The 16083-nt window shown below is 59.7% G+C and carries 17 protein-coding genes; 9 read left to right on the forward strand and 8 right to left on the reverse strand.

Translation table 11 applies throughout. From position 1 onward, the window contains the following. Window positions 1-122 precede the first annotated feature (122 nt). The 3 genes from ADN01_RS12615 to ADN01_RS12625 form a co-directional block, all read right to left on the reverse strand. Complete coding sequence (locus ADN01_RS12615; protein ID WP_062418110.1) at window positions 123-368, reverse strand: ABC transporter substrate-binding protein; 246 nt, start codon at window positions 366-368, stop codon at window positions 123-125. Between the two features lie 486 nt (window positions 369-854). Next, window positions 855-1484: a CBS domain-containing protein gene (locus ADN01_RS12620; protein ID WP_236691015.1), complete on the reverse strand. Its 630-nt coding sequence runs from the start codon at window positions 1482-1484 to the stop codon at window positions 855-857. 199 nt (window positions 1485-1683) lie between these two features. Beyond that, window positions 1684-3003 carry an MFS transporter gene (locus ADN01_RS12625; protein ID WP_062418112.1) on the reverse strand — a complete coding sequence of 440 codons (1320 nt, stop codon included), beginning with the start codon at window positions 3001-3003 and terminating at the stop codon, window positions 1684-1686. 143 nt (window positions 3004-3146) lie between these two features. On the opposite strand from ADN01_RS12625, the gene ADN01_RS12630 reads away from it, so the two are divergent. From ADN01_RS12630 to ADN01_RS12645, 4 genes are all read left to right on the forward strand, one after another. Continuing rightward, the gene (locus ADN01_RS12630) at window positions 3147-3827 is read left to right on the forward strand and encodes a glycosyltransferase family 2 protein (protein WP_062418113.1); all 681 of its coding nucleotides are present in this window, start codon (window positions 3147-3149) and stop codon (window positions 3825-3827) included. An 18-nt stretch (window positions 3828-3845) separates the two neighbouring features. Further along, window positions 3846-4790, forward strand: a complete 945-nt coding sequence (locus ADN01_RS12635; RefSeq protein WP_201778680.1) for an aldo/keto reductase — start codon at window positions 3846-3848, stop codon at window positions 4788-4790. Between the two features lie 105 nt (window positions 4791-4895). Then, window positions 4896-5090 carry a PspC domain-containing protein gene (locus tag ADN01_RS12640; protein WP_062418115.1) on the forward strand — a complete coding sequence of 65 codons (195 nt, stop codon included), beginning with the start codon at window positions 4896-4898 and terminating at the stop codon, window positions 5088-5090. 75 nt (window positions 5091-5165) lie between these two features. Beyond that, the gene (locus ADN01_RS12645) at window positions 5166-5714 is read left to right on the forward strand and encodes a hypothetical protein (RefSeq protein ID WP_062418116.1); all 549 of its coding nucleotides are present in this window, start codon (window positions 5166-5168) and stop codon (window positions 5712-5714) included. A gap of 72 nt (window positions 5715-5786) precedes the next feature. On the opposite strand, the gene ADN01_RS12650 is transcribed toward ADN01_RS12645, so the two are convergent. Next, window positions 5787-6575 (reverse strand): segregation and condensation protein A, encoded by a 789-nt coding sequence (locus ADN01_RS12650; protein ID WP_062418117.1) that lies wholly within the window; start codon window positions 6573-6575, stop codon window positions 5787-5789. A gap of 110 nt (window positions 6576-6685) precedes the next feature. Between ADN01_RS12650 and moaC the strand changes: the two genes are divergently transcribed. The 5 genes from moaC to smc all read left to right on the forward strand — a co-directional run bounded on the left by moaC (window position 6686) and on the right by smc (window position 13449). Next, entirely contained in the window at window positions 6686-7168 is a 483-nt protein-coding gene (moaC, locus tag ADN01_RS12655; RefSeq protein ID WP_062418118.1) for a cyclic pyranopterin monophosphate synthase MoaC, read from the forward strand. An 8-nt stretch (window positions 7169-7176) separates the two neighbouring features. Continuing rightward, the gene (locus tag ADN01_RS12660) at window positions 7177-7884 is read left to right on the forward strand and encodes a molybdenum cofactor biosynthesis protein (protein ID WP_075071177.1); all 708 of its coding nucleotides are present in this window, start codon (window positions 7177-7179) and stop codon (window positions 7882-7884) included. Between the two features lie 6 nt (window positions 7885-7890). Further along, window positions 7891-8994: a pyridoxal-phosphate dependent enzyme gene (locus tag ADN01_RS12665; protein WP_075071178.1), complete on the forward strand. Its 1104-nt coding sequence runs from the start codon at window positions 7891-7893 to the stop codon at window positions 8992-8994. An 83-nt stretch (window positions 8995-9077) separates the two neighbouring features. Further along, complete coding sequence (gene rnc, locus ADN01_RS12670; protein ID WP_075071179.1) at window positions 9078-9800, forward strand: ribonuclease III; 723 nt, start codon at window positions 9078-9080, stop codon at window positions 9798-9800. Window positions 9801-9864: 64 nt separating this feature from the next. Then, window positions 9865-13449 (forward strand): chromosome segregation protein SMC, encoded by a 3585-nt coding sequence (gene smc / locus ADN01_RS12675; RefSeq protein WP_062418120.1) that lies wholly within the window; start codon window positions 9865-9867, stop codon window positions 13447-13449. A gap of 77 nt (window positions 13450-13526) precedes the next feature. Here the strand turns inward: smc and ADN01_RS12680 are convergent, their stop codons facing one another. The 4 genes from ADN01_RS12680 to rpsF form a co-directional block, all read right to left on the reverse strand. Next, window positions 13527-14861: a peptidylprolyl isomerase gene (locus tag ADN01_RS12680; RefSeq protein ID WP_075071181.1), complete on the reverse strand. Its 1335-nt coding sequence runs from the start codon at window positions 14859-14861 to the stop codon at window positions 13527-13529. Window positions 14862-14938: 77 nt separating this feature from the next. After that, window positions 14939-15220: a 30S ribosomal protein S18 gene (gene rpsR, locus ADN01_RS12685; RefSeq protein WP_062418122.1), complete on the reverse strand. Its 282-nt coding sequence runs from the start codon at window positions 15218-15220 to the stop codon at window positions 14939-14941. Window positions 15221-15232: 12 nt separating this feature from the next. After that, on the reverse strand, window positions 15233-15637 hold the full coding sequence (locus ADN01_RS12690) for a single-stranded DNA-binding protein (RefSeq protein WP_062418123.1): 405 nt from the start codon (window positions 15635-15637) through the stop codon (window positions 15233-15235). A gap of 47 nt (window positions 15638-15684) precedes the next feature. Beyond that, a complete protein-coding gene (rpsF, locus tag ADN01_RS12695; protein ID WP_062418124.1) occupies window positions 15685-15969 on the reverse strand; it encodes a 30S ribosomal protein S6 in 285 nt (94 codons plus the stop codon). Window positions 15970-16083: the final 114 nt, after the last annotated feature.

The following is a 16083-nucleotide window of genomic DNA, read 5'->3' on the forward strand; positions in this document are numbered from 1 at the left end:
GATCGTCGTGATCTGAGTATCTTTCAAATTGGATTGCGTTATATTGATCGTCAACTTCTCAACTCGCTTCCATTTCGGATTTTGCTATGTTCTTACTGTTGATTTTTCAAACTGTCAGGTGGCTAGTCTTCGATATACAGTTCGATTTTGTACTTCTTGCCGCCGATATCAAGACCGCCAGCGTCATTAATTTCCTGGACGGCCATTTCTGCGGCGTTTTTGCAGGAAGCGCCCACAGCGGGGATATCGCCGGTCAACTCGGCGATGACACCCACGCGGACCACATCACCGCCGCCTCCACCGGTGCAGGCGGTGAGCACCAGGCTCAGGGCTACAAGGCAAGCGAGCCAAAAAGCAACTTTTTTCATTGCATCCTCCTTAGATGTCTTAACCACGCACGGAAAGAATCGAAAGGTTTCGTTTGGACGATAGCTGCGGACCGTTCAGGGTGGGGGGATACCTCCTTACTCGTTCGAATAGGGGCATGGATGGAGGCAGCACAAAACGACCCAGACGCTCGCGCGGGCGAGCATTCGGATTGCATTGTACGGTTCCAGTCAACGTCCTGATGAGCCATAAGTCGATGACAACCCAATTGCTAAGGTAGGCTAAAAGACGTTTGCAAACCCTAATGGTTATTCACGATGAACGGTAAGGTGGTAAATTGGGGGATGCTGCTGCGAAAAGAATGTTTTGCCCCATTGGTATCTATCAACTATGATAGCAGGTTTGAAAGAAAAAACAAGCGAAAAACCAGGGGGAATTGTGAAACTCTTCACATTTACCCGCAGGAGACCGCGGGGAGAAAAAAACGGGCCGGTGGACACCCACCGGCCCGTTACATGCTGTCGAAATTAGCTCATCTCACGCACATCTACCACGCGTTCGATGATCGGTTCCATGGCTTTGACCAGGGCATCTTTGGAGACCCCGGCCACTTTGATGGTGACGGTGCGGTTGCCGGGGGTTTCACCCATGAAGGTTCCCAGGGCGATGATGTTTCCGTCCAGTTCGTCAATGGCTTTGGTCATATCGTGAAGTTTGCCAGGGGCTTCTTGTACCAGCGCGGTCAGGCGAATGCCGGGGGTGCGCGCGCCGAGCAGCTCTAAAAAGATTTTAAACAGGTCTGTTTCGGTGATGATCCCGATCACCTCGCCGTTGCGGCAGACGGGCAGGCCGCCGATCTTGTTATCCGACATGATACGAGCGGCTTCTTCGATGGGGGTGTCTTCGGCGACGGTGATGACACGGGTGGTCATGACCTTTTCGATGGTGATTTTGCTGAGGAGGTAGTTAATTTCCCAAACGCTCAGGCTGGTAGCATCTGACGGAGAGGCGTTCAGCAGGTCCGATTCGGTGACAATGCCGATCAGCTTTCCGCGCTCATCCACAACGGGGAGGCGGCGGAATTTATCTCGCTTCATCATAGCCAGGGCTTCCTGGATGGGAACATCTTTGGTGACGGTGATCACCAGTTTTTTCATTCGTTCGCCGACAAGCATGGGATGGATTCTCCTTTCAACAGTTCCAGACCTGGATTAGGAATCAATGCATTACGATATGATTTTACACAAGAATTGTCAGAATGTGATTAACCCTAATGGGTGATTGTGGACAAAATTAAGCATACTTGCTTTCATAAAAAAAGCAAGCCCCTTCCCGTTGGCATTTTTAACAGGAAGGTCACTGGGGCGGCTGGTGGGAAGGCTGGGGGGATACAGCCGGAGCAGAAGCGTTTTGGCGGCGAGGCTCGATGACCCAAAAGCGCAGTAAAACCCAACCGACCAACCCCATCAGAATGGAGATCCAAAAGACGGGCAGGTAGCCAAAGGAGAGCGCCAACCACCCGCCGAGGAGGGGGGCCAGCGCACTGGCGATGCCGGAGACGGTATTGCTGAGACCGATATAGGTGGGGCGCACGCCCGCTGCGCTGAATTCCAGGACAAACATCATGATCAGCAGGACGACGGCCTGGTTAACGCCGCGCAGCCCAAAGGCCAGCCACAGCCAGCCTGGGCCAGGAGCGAACAGGGTGATCAAGAATGACCCTGCCAGCGCCAGCACACCAATTTCCAAGATGATCTTGTACCCTTTGCGGTCAGCCAGGGGGCCAAACGCCAGATTGGCCAGGGACTGGCCGATGAGGATGGCAGAGGTCAAGGCGCCGGTCTGGCTGTCAGGCAGGTTCCAACGTTGGGCGGCGAAGACCGCCTGGTAGCCCCAGCCCATTGCGGCGGTGCTCATGACCACCTGAGTGATGAGGAAGGCGCGGAAATTACCGTCGCGGCGCAGCAGCGCGGGCAGGCTGCCCCAGAACTTGCGGTGTGAAACGGGTTCTTCGTTATGAATGAGGGGAACTTCGCGGGTTTGGGCGATGAACAGCCAGGAGATAAAGATGAAAACGCCCGCCAGAGCGAAGGAATACACGTAGCCGGTGGGGAACACGTACCGGCCCAGCAGCCAGGCGGCGAAGGCCGCCCCCACCACGCCGGTGGCTGTGCCGCCGAAATTGGTCAGGCCCATGTAGAACCCGCGGCGGCGCACGGGGATGACCTTGGCGATCATATCTTGCCAGGCGACCCCGATGAGACCGGCGCCCAGAGAGTGCCATGCGTAGAGCAGCAAAAAGACAGCCAGAGCCACCTTGGGCGCGCGCGGAACCAGCACGGCCATGGCGATGGGCAGCAGGAAGATGGGCAGACGTTCGCTGAACAAACCCACCTTAATCGGCAGGTCTTTCTTGATGGCTAATTGCTGTACCCAGTTGACGGTGAAAAGCTGGGGAAGGAGGAAGCCCGCCGAATTGATGACCGCGACCAGGCCGATGAGGAGGGGATTATCGGTGAGGCGGCTGACAAAGAGGGGCAGAATGACGCCTGAGGCGATAAAACTGGCGCCCAGCCAGAAGAATGTGCCGTCCAGCACACCGATGACAAAATTGTGGCGGTAGTTCTTCTCAACGGCGGCATGGTAGGCGGGGGATTCTTCGGTGAAGGGTTTCATAGGGCTCCTGAATGGGAGCAAGTATACCATGAGCGCTGCTATAGCAACATGGGCGCAGAAAAATGACAGGCGATGTTATGAATATGGTGTGGGGGGCTTGATGGTACAATACCTTGAATATTCGAAGCATGAGGTGAGGGACGTTGACTGAAGCGGAACTGCTGGCTTTGATTCCAGCTTATAACGAGAGCGAACGGATCGCCAGGGTGGTGCAGGGGGCGCAAGAACACGTGCGCGTGTGCGTGGTGGATGACGGTTCGCGCGACAACACCCAGGAGGTGGCCCGGCGCAGCGGGGCGGAGGTGCTGCGGCAGGAGCCCAACCAGGGCAAAGGCACGGCCTTGCGGACGGGGTTTGCCCATGCGCTGGCGGCTGGGGCGGCGGGGGTGATTACCCTGGACGCGGACGGCCAGCATGACCCGGCGGAGATCCCTTTGTTTGTAGAAAATTTCCGGCGCACGCAGGCCGAGCTGATCATCGGCTGCCGCGACTTCTCTAAAATGCCCCCCATCCGGCGCCTGGCCAACACGACTGGGCGTTGGCTGCTGAGCTGGGCGATGGGGCAGCGGGTGGAGGACAATCAATCGGGATACCGCCTGATTGGGCGCAGGCTGATGCAGGCGATGTTGGACAGCGATGAGCACGGTTTTGAATTTGAAGTGGAAATGGTCGCGCGCTGTATCCGCATGGGGTGGGGAGTGGAATGGGTGCCCATTTCTACGATTTACGCAGGGGAAAAGAGCCATATCAAGCCTTTGCCCCATGCCAAGAATTTCATGCGCGTGGTGATGAAGATCCGGAAAGAACGTACCCAAGGGGGGTAAAACCAAGGCAGCGGAGGGATGATGGAAGCGGAAGGCAGCCGGCAGCACCCCATATTTGACGGGGTGCAGATTGGAACGGGCACCTGGGCGTGGGGGGACCGCATGGTGTGGGGTTTTGGGCAGGGCTATCAGGAAAATGACCTGAAAGCGGTGTTCGAGGCCAGCATGAAGGCGGGGATTCACCTGTTTGACACGGCAGAAGTGTATGGGCAGGGCAAATCTGAAACGTATTTGGGGCAGTTTCTGCGCGAGGCCGAGCAGCCCGCGGCGGTGGCCACCAAATTTATGCCCTACCCGTGGCGGCTGAGCCGCGCCAGTTTGCTGCGCGCGCTGCGCGGCAGTTTGCGGCGGCTGGGTGTGGAGCAGGTGGCTCTGTATCAGATTCACATGCCGCTGCCGCCGGTGACGGTGGAATCGTGGATGGAGGCTATGTTGGAGGCAGTTCACGCCGGGTTAACCCAGGCGGTGGGCGTGTCCAATTACGACCGGCGGCAGACCCAGCGGGCGGTGGATATCCTGGCTCACCAGGGGGTGAGGCTGGCCTCGAATCAGGTGGAATATCATCTGCTGAACCGCAAAGTGGAAACCAGCGGCCTGCTGAAGCAGTGTTTGGAGAGCGGTGTCAAGGTGATTGCTTACAGTCCGCTGGCGATGGGGCTGCTGACCGGCAAATATGGGCCGGACCGGCTGCCTTCGGGCTTTCGGGGCGGGCGTACCAACCGGAAAACGCTGGCGGCTATCCAGCCGTTGATTGCCCTGCTGCGCCGCATAGGAGCAGACCATGCTGGCAAGACCCCGGCGCAGGTGGCGTTGAACTGGGTGATCTGCAAGGGGGCACTGCCCATCCCTGGGGCGAAAACCCTGGAACAATTGGAACAGAACGCTGGCGCCGTGGGTTGGACGCTGAGCGAGGCCGAGGTGGCGGAACTGGACGAAATGAGCGCGCGGGTGAGCGCGGCCTAGCTCTGTATGCAACTTTTTACGCCCCGAGGCGTATATCTTGTAGACCTTCAGATCGGAAACAACAGAGTCGATGAAGGCTGACTGCAAGTAAAAGGAGCATACACGATGAACGAAGTGAGTCACGCGCTGCGCCGGTCCCGCCGCAACCGCGTTTTGGCGGGGGTCTGCGGTGGTTTGGGTGAGTTTTTTGGGATCAGTGCTTTCTGGTTCCGCCTGGCTTTCTTGTTGGCCTTCCTGCCGGGTGGGGTGCCGGGGATTTTGTTATATGTTTTGGCCTGGGTGATCATCCCGGGCGGGTAAGCCCAGCATGATTTGGTAATGCGCACCTGGGGTTGTGACCTGCACAACCCCAGGTTTCTTGTTATAATCGGCTCTATGAGCGAAAAACAAGCTAAGTTCCTCCCCTTTCACAGTATCAACGAGTTTATGCTGCCTGAATACCGGCAGACTGTGCTGACCGCGGTGTTTAACCATCTGGAGCAGCTTTCGGGCGCACGGCGCGGGACGATCAACGCGCTGGTGCGGCGCATGGTGAGCGTGCCGGGCTTTCGCAACAGCGCCCTGGCGCCCACACCGATGAAAATCAAGGGCAGCGCCCAGGGTTTTGAGCGCTACCCTGAGTTTGTGGCGCAAATTCTTCAGGCCTGGAGCGAGATCAACGCCCCCCTGGCGGCGCAGGTGTACGAGCTGCTGAAGGCGCGCGGCTGGGAAATTTTGCCGCCGGAAGCCGACCGCAGCAAGCTGCCCGGGTTTTTGACCGAATGGCCCGCGGCGGACACCTATGATGTACTCAATGAAACCTACCGCACGATGTATCCCGATTCGACCGCCAGCGAAGATGATGTGCGTTTGATGGCGGTGTGGATCGGCGGGCGGCTGCCGTACAGCGTGACGGAAGACCCGGACGAAGCCGAAGAAGAATAACCTGCGGGTTTTCTGGAAGATGGTTTGGTTTGCCCCTGAGAGCCGTTGAGGCCGCTTGGGGGCTTTTTTTGGCTATTCGCTGAAGTCCAGCTCGGCCACTTCGGCATCCTGCAGGGGGCCTTCCGCTTGCAGCTGAATTTCGCCGAATAAGCTTTCCTGTTGGGCGTGGATGATGTGGCGCTTGACCAGTTCCAACATGGCCAGGAAAGTGACCACAATTTCCACACGGCTGCGGGTGTTGAGCAGCTCGTGGAACTTGGCCCGGTCGGTGGCGTTGAGCTTATCCAGGATAATTTTGATCTTATCGCGGATGGTGATGCGGGGCATGTTGACCACCCGGTCGAGGTTGGTGAGGGAGGGCTGGCTGAGCAGAGATTCCTGGGCGGCCAGGAGAAGGTCGGCCAGGCTGACACCGGACAAGTCGAAGTGGGCATCCACTTTGATGGGCGGGGCAGCCAAACGCAGATAGGTGCGCAGACCTTGTGCGTCGCGCTGCTCCAGATGGACGGCCAATTCTTTGAAACGTTTGTAGAGGATGAGCTGGCGGGCCAGAGCTTCGCCGGGGTCTTCCTCTTCGGACAGTGCATTTTCGGGGTCGGGAGGGCGCGGCAGGAGTTTTTGGGATTTGATCAGCACCAGGCGGGTGGCGATCACCAGAAAGGCGGAGACCTGATCGGCGTCGCGGTCTGTAAGCTGCGAGAGGTAGGCCAGGTATTGGTCGGTCACCTGGGCCAAAGCCAGGCTGGTGATATCCAACTCAGCCCGCTCGATCAGATCGAGGAGCAGGTCCAGCGGGCCTTCATACACAGGCGTGCTGACGCGGTAGCCATCGGTTTGGTGTCCGGCAATATGTAGACTCACGCCCCCGATTATATCAGCCCAGTGGGGATCCTGGGATGGATTTTAAGACGCGGGAATGTGGCGGCGGCAGATGGGTAGAACATCTGCGGGCGATCGGATATAATCACCCTATGACTGATGAAAAATTGAGCCATCTTGATGAGGAAGGCCGCGCGCACATGGTGGACGTGGGCGCAAAGGCCGACACGGAGCGCAGCGCAACGGCGCGGGGTGAGGTGATCCTGCGCGCGGAGACGCTGGCGCTGATCCGGCAGGGTTTGATGAAGAAAGGGGATGTATTGACGGTGGCGCAGCTGGCGGGCATTATGGCGGCCAAGCGCACCAGCGAGCTGATCCCCTTGTGCCACCCCCTGGCTTTGACCCAGGTGGAAGTGTCTTTGGAGCTGGACGACCACCTGCCGGGGGTACAAATTTATGCCTCGGCGCGGCTGGTGGGCAAAACCGGCGTGGAGATGGAAGCCTTAACAGCGGTTTCTGTGGCGGCGCTGACCGTGTATGACATGGTGAAAGCGGTGGAGAAAACCGCGCGGATTCACAACATCCGCCTGGTGGAAAAACACGGCGGCCGCAGCGGCGACGTGATTAACGAATAAGGGCTGCGATGAAGATACGAGTGTTGCTATTTGCCACGTTAAAACAGCGCGCGGGCCGTGCGGAGCTGACCCTCGAACTGCCCGAAGGCGCGGCGGTGGGGGCGGCGCGGGCGGCTTTGGCCGAGAAGATCCCCACCCTGGACGCTGGGATTGTGGAGCGGGCTTTGGCAGCGGTGGATCAGGAATTTGCCGCGGACGAGGATGTGCTGCACGAAGGGGCGGAGCTGGCCTTCTTCCCGCCGGTGAGCGGCGGGGCGGGGAGCTTTCCGACCTTTGTAAAGATCACCTACGACCCGTTGGATTTGGACGAATTGACGGCGCTGATCACCCAGGAAACCACCGGGGCAATCTGCGTGTTCAGCGGAATTGTGCGCGGCAAAACGACGCGGGGCGAGGGGCACGATACGGCCTTCTTGGAATATGAAGCCTATGCGCCCATGGCCGAAGCCAAGATGACCCAGGTGGCCGAGGAAATCCGCGCACGCTGGCCGAGTGTGGAAGGTATTGTGGTGGTGCAGCGCATCGGGCGGCTGGATCCTGGAACGCCCACGGTGCTGATCGCCTGCGCCGCGGCGCACCGCGACACGGGTGTGTTTGAGGCGGCGCGCTACGGGATTGACCGGCTGAAAGAGATTGTGCCGGTGTGGAAAAAAGAGGTCGGCCCCCAGGGTGAAGCCTGGGTGGAAGGGGACTATTTCCCAAAGCCAGGAGAGTGAGAAAAGATGCCCACGATTCGCTGCGTTTCCTGCCGACAGGCTTACCCCGCTCAGGGGCTGCCGCACGTGTGCCCGACCTGCGGGGGCGTGTTTGATTTTGACGGCCCGCCGCTTTTTGACCCGGCGCAGGTAGACCCGCGCCAGCCGGGGATGTGGCGTTACCGGGCGGCTTTTGACCTGTTCAGCGGCGCGCCGGTGGTGACGCTGGGAGAAGGGCAGACGCCGCTGGTGTGGGTGCAGAGGGATGGACGTTCCATTGGTCTGAAACTGGAATCGCTGAACCCAACCGGCTCGTATAAAGACCGCGGTACGGCAGTGCTGATCAGCCAATTGCGGGCGCGGGGGGCAGAGAGCGCGGTGGAGGATTCATCGGGCAACGCGGGGGCTTCCTTCGCGGCGTATGCCGCGCGGGCGGGGATGAGGGGGCGGGTGTTCGTTCCGGCCAGCGCCTCGGGGCCCAAGCGCATTCAGATTGAAGCCTATGGGGCCGAGCTGGCGGCGGTGGCGGGGCCACGCAGCGCGGCGGCCGCGGCGGTGATGGAAGAGGTGCTGGCGGGGGCGGTGTATGCCAGCCACGCGTACTTGCCTTTTGGCTTAAGCGGGATCGCCACGATTGCTTATGAACTTTGGGAGACGCTGGGGGGTGCGCCGGGGACGGTGGTGGCCCCTGCGGGGCACGGCGGGCTGCTTTTGGGGCTGGTGCGCGGGTTTGCCGCCCTGGAGCAGGCCGGGCTGATCGCCCGCGCGCCGTTTTACGTGGGGGTGCAGGCAGCGGCCTGCGCGCCGATGGCCGAGGCCTTTTCGCAGGGTTTGCGCCAACCGGCGGCGGCAGCCGAAAACACTACCCTGGCTGAAGGCGTGCGCGTGACCCAGCCGGTGCGGGGTGCGGCGCTGCTGCATGAAATTCCGCCGGGCAAAGGGCTGTTTACAGCGGTTCCCGAAGCTGAAATTTTGCCCGCCGCGCAGGCGTTGAATCGCCAGGGTATTTATGTGGAGCCGACCTCGGCCCTGGTGTGGGCGGCGCTGTCACAGGTACGCGTGAATTTGCCTGAGCCTGTCATCTTGATTTTGACAGGTAACGGGTTAAAATATATTCCAACCGCTAAGTAACCCTGGAACTAATGGGCCGCCAGCCACCTGAACAGCTTGCCGAACAGGTGGTTGGCGAGCCGTGAGTTCATACTGGAGGACTCATGCAATCGAACAGTCAAGCGTCGGGGACTTTGGAAAGCCCCCAACAGCTCGCGCAGCGTCTTAACCTGCCGTTTACGGATTGGATGCTCCTGGGGCGAGCGCTGACCCACCGCTCCTATTTGAATGAACATCCCGAAGCCCTGGAAGACAACGAGCGCCTGGAGTTCCTGGGCGATGCCGTGTTGGATTTCGTGGTGGGGGCGTGGCTGTATAACCGCTACCCAGAGATGCCCGAAGGCGACCTGACGCGCATGCGTTCGGCCCTAGTGCACACGGAGCAGCTGGCTTATTTTGCCGGGCTGCTGAATTTGGGGCAGGCCATGCGCCTGGGGCGGGGCGAATCACAGGGGGGCGGGCGCGAGAGACCGGCGCTGCTGTGCGACACCTTTGAGGCGGTGATCGGCGCTTTGTACCTGCATGCGGGCGTGGATGCGGTGATTCAATTTATCTCACCGCTGTTGGAAGATGCGGCTGAGGATGTGCTGGCCAACCACAAGGCTGAGGATCCCAAATCGCAGTTCCAGGAATGGGCACAGGCGCAGGGCTATACCACACCTATTTATCAGACGCGCAGCGCCACCGGCCCGGATCATTCCAAGAAATTTGACGTGGACGTGCTGGTGAACGGCGAGATTTACGGCAGCGGCAGCGGGTCGAGCAAGCAGGCGGCAGCCAAGATGGCTGCGCAAAATGCCCTGGATCGTCTGGGCCTGACGGACTAACCGCGCTTTTGGGCGCGCATTTTCAATAGAAAGTAAATAACGAATGCCGCAGCGTTTAAAATCAATGGAGTTGCAGGGGTATAAAACGTTCGCCAGCCGGAACCTGTTTGAGTTCTCCGGCGCGATCACGACGATTGTCGGGCCGAACGGCGCGGGGAAATCCAATGTGGCCGATTCGCTGCGCTGGGTGTTGGGCGAACAGTCCTATTCCTTGCTGCGGGGACGAAAAACGGACGATATGATTTTCGCGGGATCCGAATCTCGTCCGCGGGCCAGCATGGCTTCGGCCACGATCACGTTTGACAACCAGGACGGCTGGCTGCCGATTGATTTCAGCGAAGTGTCCATCTCGCGGCGAGCCTATCGGGACGGGCAGAACGAATACCTGCTGAACGGTCAGCGGGTACGTTTGAAGGAAATCTCTGAGCTTTTGGCGAAATCGGGCCTGGCTGAGCGCACCTACACCATCATCGGGCAGGGGCTGGTGGATGCGGCCCTGTCGCTGAAGCCTGAGGAGCGGCGGCGCTTCTTTGAAGAGGCGGCGGGGATTGGTCTGTACCGCACACGGCGCGAAGAAGCGCTGAACCGCCTGGACACCACCAAACGCAATCTGGAACGGGTTCTGGATATTTTGAGCGAATTGGAGCCGCGGCTGCACAGCCTGGAAAAACAGGCGCGGCGGGTGCTTGAGTATGAACAGATCAAGGCCGACTTGAAGGTGCTGCTGCGCGACTGGTATGGGTACCATTGGCACCGCAGCCAGCAGGAACTGCTGCGCACACGCGAGACCTTTCATCAGCAAGAAGAGCGGTTGGGGCAGGCGCGTCTGCGCGTGAACGAGGTGGAACAGCGCGTGGGCGTTCTGCGGGGTAAGCTGCAAGGGGTGCGCGAACGGCTGAACCAGCTGCACGGCCAATCCGCCGAACTGCACCGCCAACGCGAAAAGATCAGCCGCGACCTGGCGGTGATGGATGAGCGTCAGCGGGCTTTGCAGGAACAGCAGAACACGTTAGGAGCTGATTTGGCGCGGCTGCAGGAGGCCGAGCAGGGCTGGAAGGCGCGCCTGGACACGCAGCAAGCTGAATTGCAGCGGCTGCAAGGGGAGGCGCAGGAAGCCCAGCGCCAGGTGGACGCGGCCCGCGAAAGTTTGAACCAACGCCGGCAGGAGCGCGACCGCAGCGAACGCGTTTTACGCGAGGCGCGCCAGCAGCTGACCCAGGCGGAAACGCGCCAGGTGCAGACCCGCGCGCATCAGGATGAACTGCGCCACCGGCTGGTGACCCTGCAAAAATCACGCGAGAGTCTATTGGCCGCCGCCAGCCAGGAAACCGAAGCCCTGCGGAAAGCCGAGCAGCGCTTTGAAGAGGCGCGCAAGAAAGCCGGACAGGCGGAAACGGTGCTGAACCTGGCGGAGGATGAGCTGCTGGAGGCGCGCCAGCATTTGGAAAAGCTGGAAGGGCAGCGCAAGACGATTCTGGATGAACGCGCTCATTTGGACGCGGAACGCACGCGGCTGCGCACGCAGCTGGATGTGCTGGAACAGGCCGAACGCTCGTTTTCGGGCCTGAACCAGGGGGCTAAGTTCCTGCTGGAGGCTGCGCAAAAAGGCCGCCTGCAAGGCCGTTTTCGCCCGTTCAGCGGCGTGTTGGATGTGCCGGCTGCCTACGAGGTGGCTGTGGCGGCGGTGCTGGGTGATTTTTTGGACGGCGTGCTGATGGGCGGCGAGAGCCAGAGCGATCAGGTTCTGGATCTGCTGGAAGGCGGCAAGGGACGGGCGGTTCTGTTCCCAGAACGGCTGAATTTGAGCGTGGAACGCCCGGATTTGCCCGCGGGGGAGGGCATTGTGGGCAACGCCGCCGATTTGGTGCGCACCACGGAAGATTTATCCCCCCTGGTGGAACAGCTGCTGGGGCAGGTGATTGTGGCCGAAAACCGCGGCGCGGCGCGCCGCGCTGCCCAAAAGCTGCCGGCTTCGGCGCGGGTGGTGACTTTGCGGGGCGAGGTCTTTTGGGGTTCGGGGGTGGTGGTGGCCGGGCAGGAGGCGCGGGCGGGGATGATTGCACGCCCACGGCAGATGCGCGAGCTGCAGGAAGCCCTGGATACGGCTGAGGAACAGCGCGCGCGGGTGCAGGCGCAGTTGGAGCGCCTGGAAAAAGAACTGAACGACCGCCGCGGGCGGCTTCAGGAGCAGGACAAGCAGGTGCGCTCTTATGCGCAGGCCCTGACCCAGGCCAATCAGGCCCAACAGCAGGCCAAAAATGAGGTGGAGCAGGCCCGCCAGCGGGGAGAATGGCAGCGCAAGCAGGTGAGCGGGGTGGAAACCCAAATTAATCAAGGCGAAGCCGAACTGCGGAAGATTCAGACCGACCTGGAAGGACTGACCACCCAGATCACAAGTTTGCAGGAAGGTGTGCGCGAGAAGGTACGGGCTTTGAACAGCCTGCCGATGGAAGAATTCCAGGCCCAGGTGGCGCATTGGAGCACCGGCGTGGCAGTGGCCTCGCGCGCGGTGGGGGACGCGGAAAAACGCCTGGAAGAATACCGCCAGTCGCTGGAAGCCAACGGGCGCGAACGGCGCTCGCTGGAACAGCGCAGTCAGGGCGCGGCGGAGAGCCTGAAAACCCTGGATGCTGAAAAGAACCAGCTGCGCGGACGGGAAGCCGAACTGACGGCGCAGATGGATGCGCTGCAGGAGGAAATCACCCCCGGCGAGGCAGAATTGGAAAGCCTGGAGGCCGATTACACCCGCCAGCAAGGGGATCAGGTTGCGGTGCAGCAGGCTTTATCGGTGGCTGAACGACATACTGCCCAGGCGCAGATCGAACTGACCCGCCAGCGTGAATCGTTGGATTCACTCCAGCGGAGGATTGAGGACGATTTTGGACTGGTGATGTACGAATACAACCAGAAGGTAAGCGGCCCCACGCCTTTGCCCCTGGGCGATATGGTGGCGGAGCTGCCGACCTTGACGGAGATCCCCACGGACCTGGAAGAGAACATCAACCGCCAGCGGTCGCTGCTGCGGCGCATGGGGGCAGTGAACCCGGATGCGGCCGCTGAGTATCAGTCGGTGAAGGAACGCTTTGATTTCCTGACCGCACAGGTGCAGGATTTGCACAAGGCGGATCAAGACCTGCGCAAAGTGATCGCGGAGCTGGATGAGCTGATGCACCGCGAATTTCACAAAACGTTTGATGCGGTGGCGGCGGAATTCAAGGTTTTGTTTACGCGGCTGTTTGGTGGGGGCAGCGCGCGGCTGGTGCTGACCGATGAGGACAACATCACCGAGACGGGCATTGACATTGAGGCGCGGCTGCCGGGGCGGCGCGAGCAGGGGCTTTCGCTGCTTTCGGGCGGCGAGCGCAGCCTGACGGCGGTGGCTTTGGTTTTCTCGCTGCTGAAGGTTTCGCCCACGCCGTTTTGCGTGATGGACGAGGTGGACGCCATGCTGGATGAGTCCAACGTGGGACGTTTCTGCGAACTTTTACAGGAACTGAGCGCCAACACGCAGTTTGTGCTCATCACCCACAACCGCAACACGGTGCAGACCGCGGATGTGATCTATGGGGTGACGATGGGGCGAGACTCGGCCAGCCAGGTGATCAGCCTGAAGCTGGACGAGGTGGGCGAAGATATGGTGCACTCCTAGGATCGAGAAGAAGTATAAAAAACACGCCTCTGGATCAAAAACCTCCGGAGGCGTGCTGTTTTTAAGCTGAGGACGAACTAGCTGAGCGGGACGCGGATTTCGGCGGGCAGGGTAGGCTCTACCGGCACATAATCCATCCAGCGGTCGAATTCTTCCACCAGATCGCTTGCGCGCTGCTCATCAAGCCAGGTTTGGAAGGCTTCCTGGCGGGCAGACATCCATTCAGCGGCGCTCAGGGGGCGGTCTTCGTGGCCCAGAACCTGGATGATGTGATACCCAAAGCTGGATTTGACCGGATCGCTGATGGCGCCGACTTCCAAACTGAAAGCGGCGTCTTCAAATTCTTTGACCATCGCGCCGCGGGCAAACCACCCCAGGTCTTCCATGCGTTTTTCACCGGTGGTATCCTGGGCGATTTCAGCGGCGATCACGTTCCATTCCACGCCGGATTTGAGCCGCTCACTGATGAGCTTGGCTTCGGTTTCATCCTGAACCAGGAAATGGTGGGCCCACACTTTCTCTTCCGCAGCGGGCTGATCGGCGGTGAAGGCTTCCATCACCTTTTCGCGCAGAATCTGCTTACGGATAAATTCGCGGAAGAAGGTCTCAGAGACGTTAGATTCGCCCAGAGTCTTGATGTAATTGGCCACCTCGGTTTGATACCCTTCGAAGGTGTAGGGGGTGGCGGTGGGCTCGGCTGTGGGAACGGGGGTGGCCGTGGCGTTGGGATCGACCGTAGGGGTGGGGGCTTCCACGGAGGGTTCTGCGGTGGGCTCAACCGTCGCGGCCGGATCCAGCGTGGCGGTGGCGGTGGGCTGGGCCGTGGCGGTGGGGGCCGAGAGGGTCAACTGCAGCGGCGACAGGGTGGAGGTGGGCGCCGTGGTGGGGGCCACCGTGGGGGTGGGGGTGCCGTCGGGGAAGAAGCCAAAACCGTTTTTCAAATAGGCTTCCACTTCGTCTGCGCTGACGGAAATACCCATTTCTTTGGCCTTATCAGCCACGAGCTGATCTTCCACCATCTTTTGCAGCACGGCAGTACCCACGCTGGAGGTGCTATCCAACTGGGTCTGGATCTGCACCAGATTTTGCTGGAAAGAGGCAGCAAAGTTGGGATCTTCGCCAAACATCTGGTAGATCTGGTAGGTATTCTGATACTGACCAATGAGCTGCCAGCGGTAGAAACGGGCTTCTTCCACAAATTGATTGACGGTCAAATTTGTGGAGCCCACGCGAGCGACCGGGCGCATTTTTTCAAAGACGTTGACATTGAGAACGCCAAAAACAATCACCAGAATTGCGATAGCAACGGTGACAATGGCTCCAATGAGCAGCAGGCGGCGCTGTCTGCGTTCGATCTCAGCGCGGGCCTCATGTTTTCGGTTTACGATTTTCGGGGCAGTAGACTTCGACATCGGGCAACCTTTGCATTAAATACAGGGCATAGAGTCAAGAAATTGCACTCCATGCCCTGTTGAGGATCATACTGGATTTAGCGCAGAGCGTCTTCCAGGGGTTCAGCCGCATACGGCAGTAAAGCAATGTGGCGAGCACGCTTGATAGCCATGGCTAATTCGCGCTGGTGGCGAGCGCAGGTTCCGGTCTGGCGGCGGGGGCGAATTTTGCCCTCTTCCGTCACGTAACGGCGCAGCAGTTCAACACTCTTGTAGTCAATTTTGATGTTGGCGTCCGCGCAGAACTGGCAGATCTTCGGGCGCGCGACATAGCGGCGACCAGAAGGAGCTCCACCTTCCATCATATTTTCATCACTCATGGTGTCCTTCTCCTAGAAGGGGAATTCATCTTCAATATCTTCGGTTTCCGAACTATCGCCGGCAGGGGCGTGATTTGAGTCGCGTCGGTCTCCCAAGATCATCATTTCACTGGCAACAATCTCGACGCTGGTATGTTTGACACCCTCGGAGTCGTCCCACCGGCGGGTCTGTAAACGCCCTTCGATATAGACTTGCTGACCTTTGGTGAGATACTGTTTGCAGATCTCGGCCAGGTTTCCCCAGGTGACCACATTAAACCATTCGGTCTCGGTATGGCGCTCGCCGTCCGCGGTGTTCCAGGTGCGGCTGGTGGCGACGGTGAAGGTGGTGACCGGTCGGCCGGAGGGCGTGTAGCGCATTTCTGGATCGCGCCCCAGGTGGCCAATGATCATGACTTTGTTCAATCCTCGACTCATACCCAACTCCTTGCCGTGCGACCTGACATGGCAGGAACGTCCGGCGATTACTCTGTTACCGTGATCATGTGTCGCAGCACAGGTTCCAAGAAGCGCAGGTTGCGATCGAGCTCGCTGGTGGCGCTGGGGGCCATTTCAGCTTCGATGAGCACAAAGTAACCTTCGCGCTGCTTGCGGATCGCGTAAGCCATCCGGCGCTTGCCCCAGCGATCCACTTTCACAACGCTGCCGCCCGGTTCGGTAATCCAACCGGAAACTTTCTCGATGGCAGTGTTCTGACTGGTTTCGTCCAGGTCAGCCTGCAAAATAAACATCACCTCATATTTACGCATTTCGGAATCCTCCTTTCCTCGGGATAGCCCCTGGACAGCGCCGTGAGCGCGCCAGAAGCGGAAAGTACGGGGGTTATGATTCCCGTTCGTACCGGCATGAAGTATATCACAAAC

The sequence above is a fragment of the Levilinea saccharolytica genome (assembly GCF_001306035.1).
Taxonomy (GTDB): Bacteria; Chloroflexota; Anaerolineae; order Anaerolineales; family Anaerolineaceae; genus Levilinea; species Levilinea saccharolytica.

Excerpts from the sequence above, each read along its gene's own strand:
- ADN01_RS12615 (WP_062418110.1), bottom strand. The coding sequence starts at position 368 with ATGAAAAAAGTTGCTTTTTGGCTCGCTTGCCTTGTAGCCCTGAGCCTG.
- ADN01_RS12620 (WP_236691015.1), bottom strand. The coding sequence starts at position 1,484 with ATGAAAAAACTGGTGATCACCGTCACCAAAGATGTTCCCATCCAGGAA.
- ADN01_RS12625 (WP_062418112.1), bottom strand. The coding sequence starts at position 3,003 with ATGAAACCCTTCACCGAAGAATCCCCCGCCTACCATGCCGCCGTTGAG.
- ADN01_RS12635 (WP_201778680.1), top strand. The coding sequence starts at position 3,846 with ATGATGGAAGCGGAAGGCAGCCGGCAGCACCCCATATTTGACGGGGTG.
- ADN01_RS12640 (WP_062418115.1), top strand. The coding sequence starts at position 4,896 with ATGAACGAAGTGAGTCACGCGCTGCGCCGGTCCCGCCGCAACCGCGTT.
- ADN01_RS12645 (WP_062418116.1), top strand. The coding sequence starts at position 5,166 with ATGAGCGAAAAACAAGCTAAGTTCCTCCCCTTTCACAGTATCAACGAG.
- moaC (WP_062418118.1), top strand. The coding sequence starts at position 6,686 with ATGACTGATGAAAAATTGAGCCATCTTGATGAGGAAGGCCGCGCGCAC.
- ADN01_RS12660 (WP_075071177.1), top strand. The coding sequence starts at position 7,177 with ATGAAGATACGAGTGTTGCTATTTGCCACGTTAAAACAGCGCGCGGGC.
- ADN01_RS12665 (WP_075071178.1), top strand. The coding sequence starts at position 7,891 with ATGCCCACGATTCGCTGCGTTTCCTGCCGACAGGCTTACCCCGCTCAG.
- rnc (WP_075071179.1), top strand. The coding sequence starts at position 9,078 with ATGCAATCGAACAGTCAAGCGTCGGGGACTTTGGAAAGCCCCCAACAG.
- smc (WP_062418120.1), top strand. The coding sequence starts at position 9,865 with ATGGAGTTGCAGGGGTATAAAACGTTCGCCAGCCGGAACCTGTTTGAG.
- ADN01_RS12680 (WP_075071181.1), bottom strand. The coding sequence starts at position 14,861 with ATGTCGAAGTCTACTGCCCCGAAAATCGTAAACCGAAAACATGAGGCC.
- rpsR (WP_062418122.1), bottom strand. The coding sequence starts at position 15,220 with ATGAGTGATGAAAATATGATGGAAGGTGGAGCTCCTTCTGGTCGCCGC.
- ADN01_RS12690 (WP_062418123.1), bottom strand. The coding sequence starts at position 15,637 with ATGAGTCGAGGATTGAACAAAGTCATGATCATTGGCCACCTGGGGCGC.
- rpsF (WP_062418124.1), bottom strand. The coding sequence starts at position 15,969 with ATGCGTAAATATGAGGTGATGTTTATTTTGCAGGCTGACCTGGACGAA.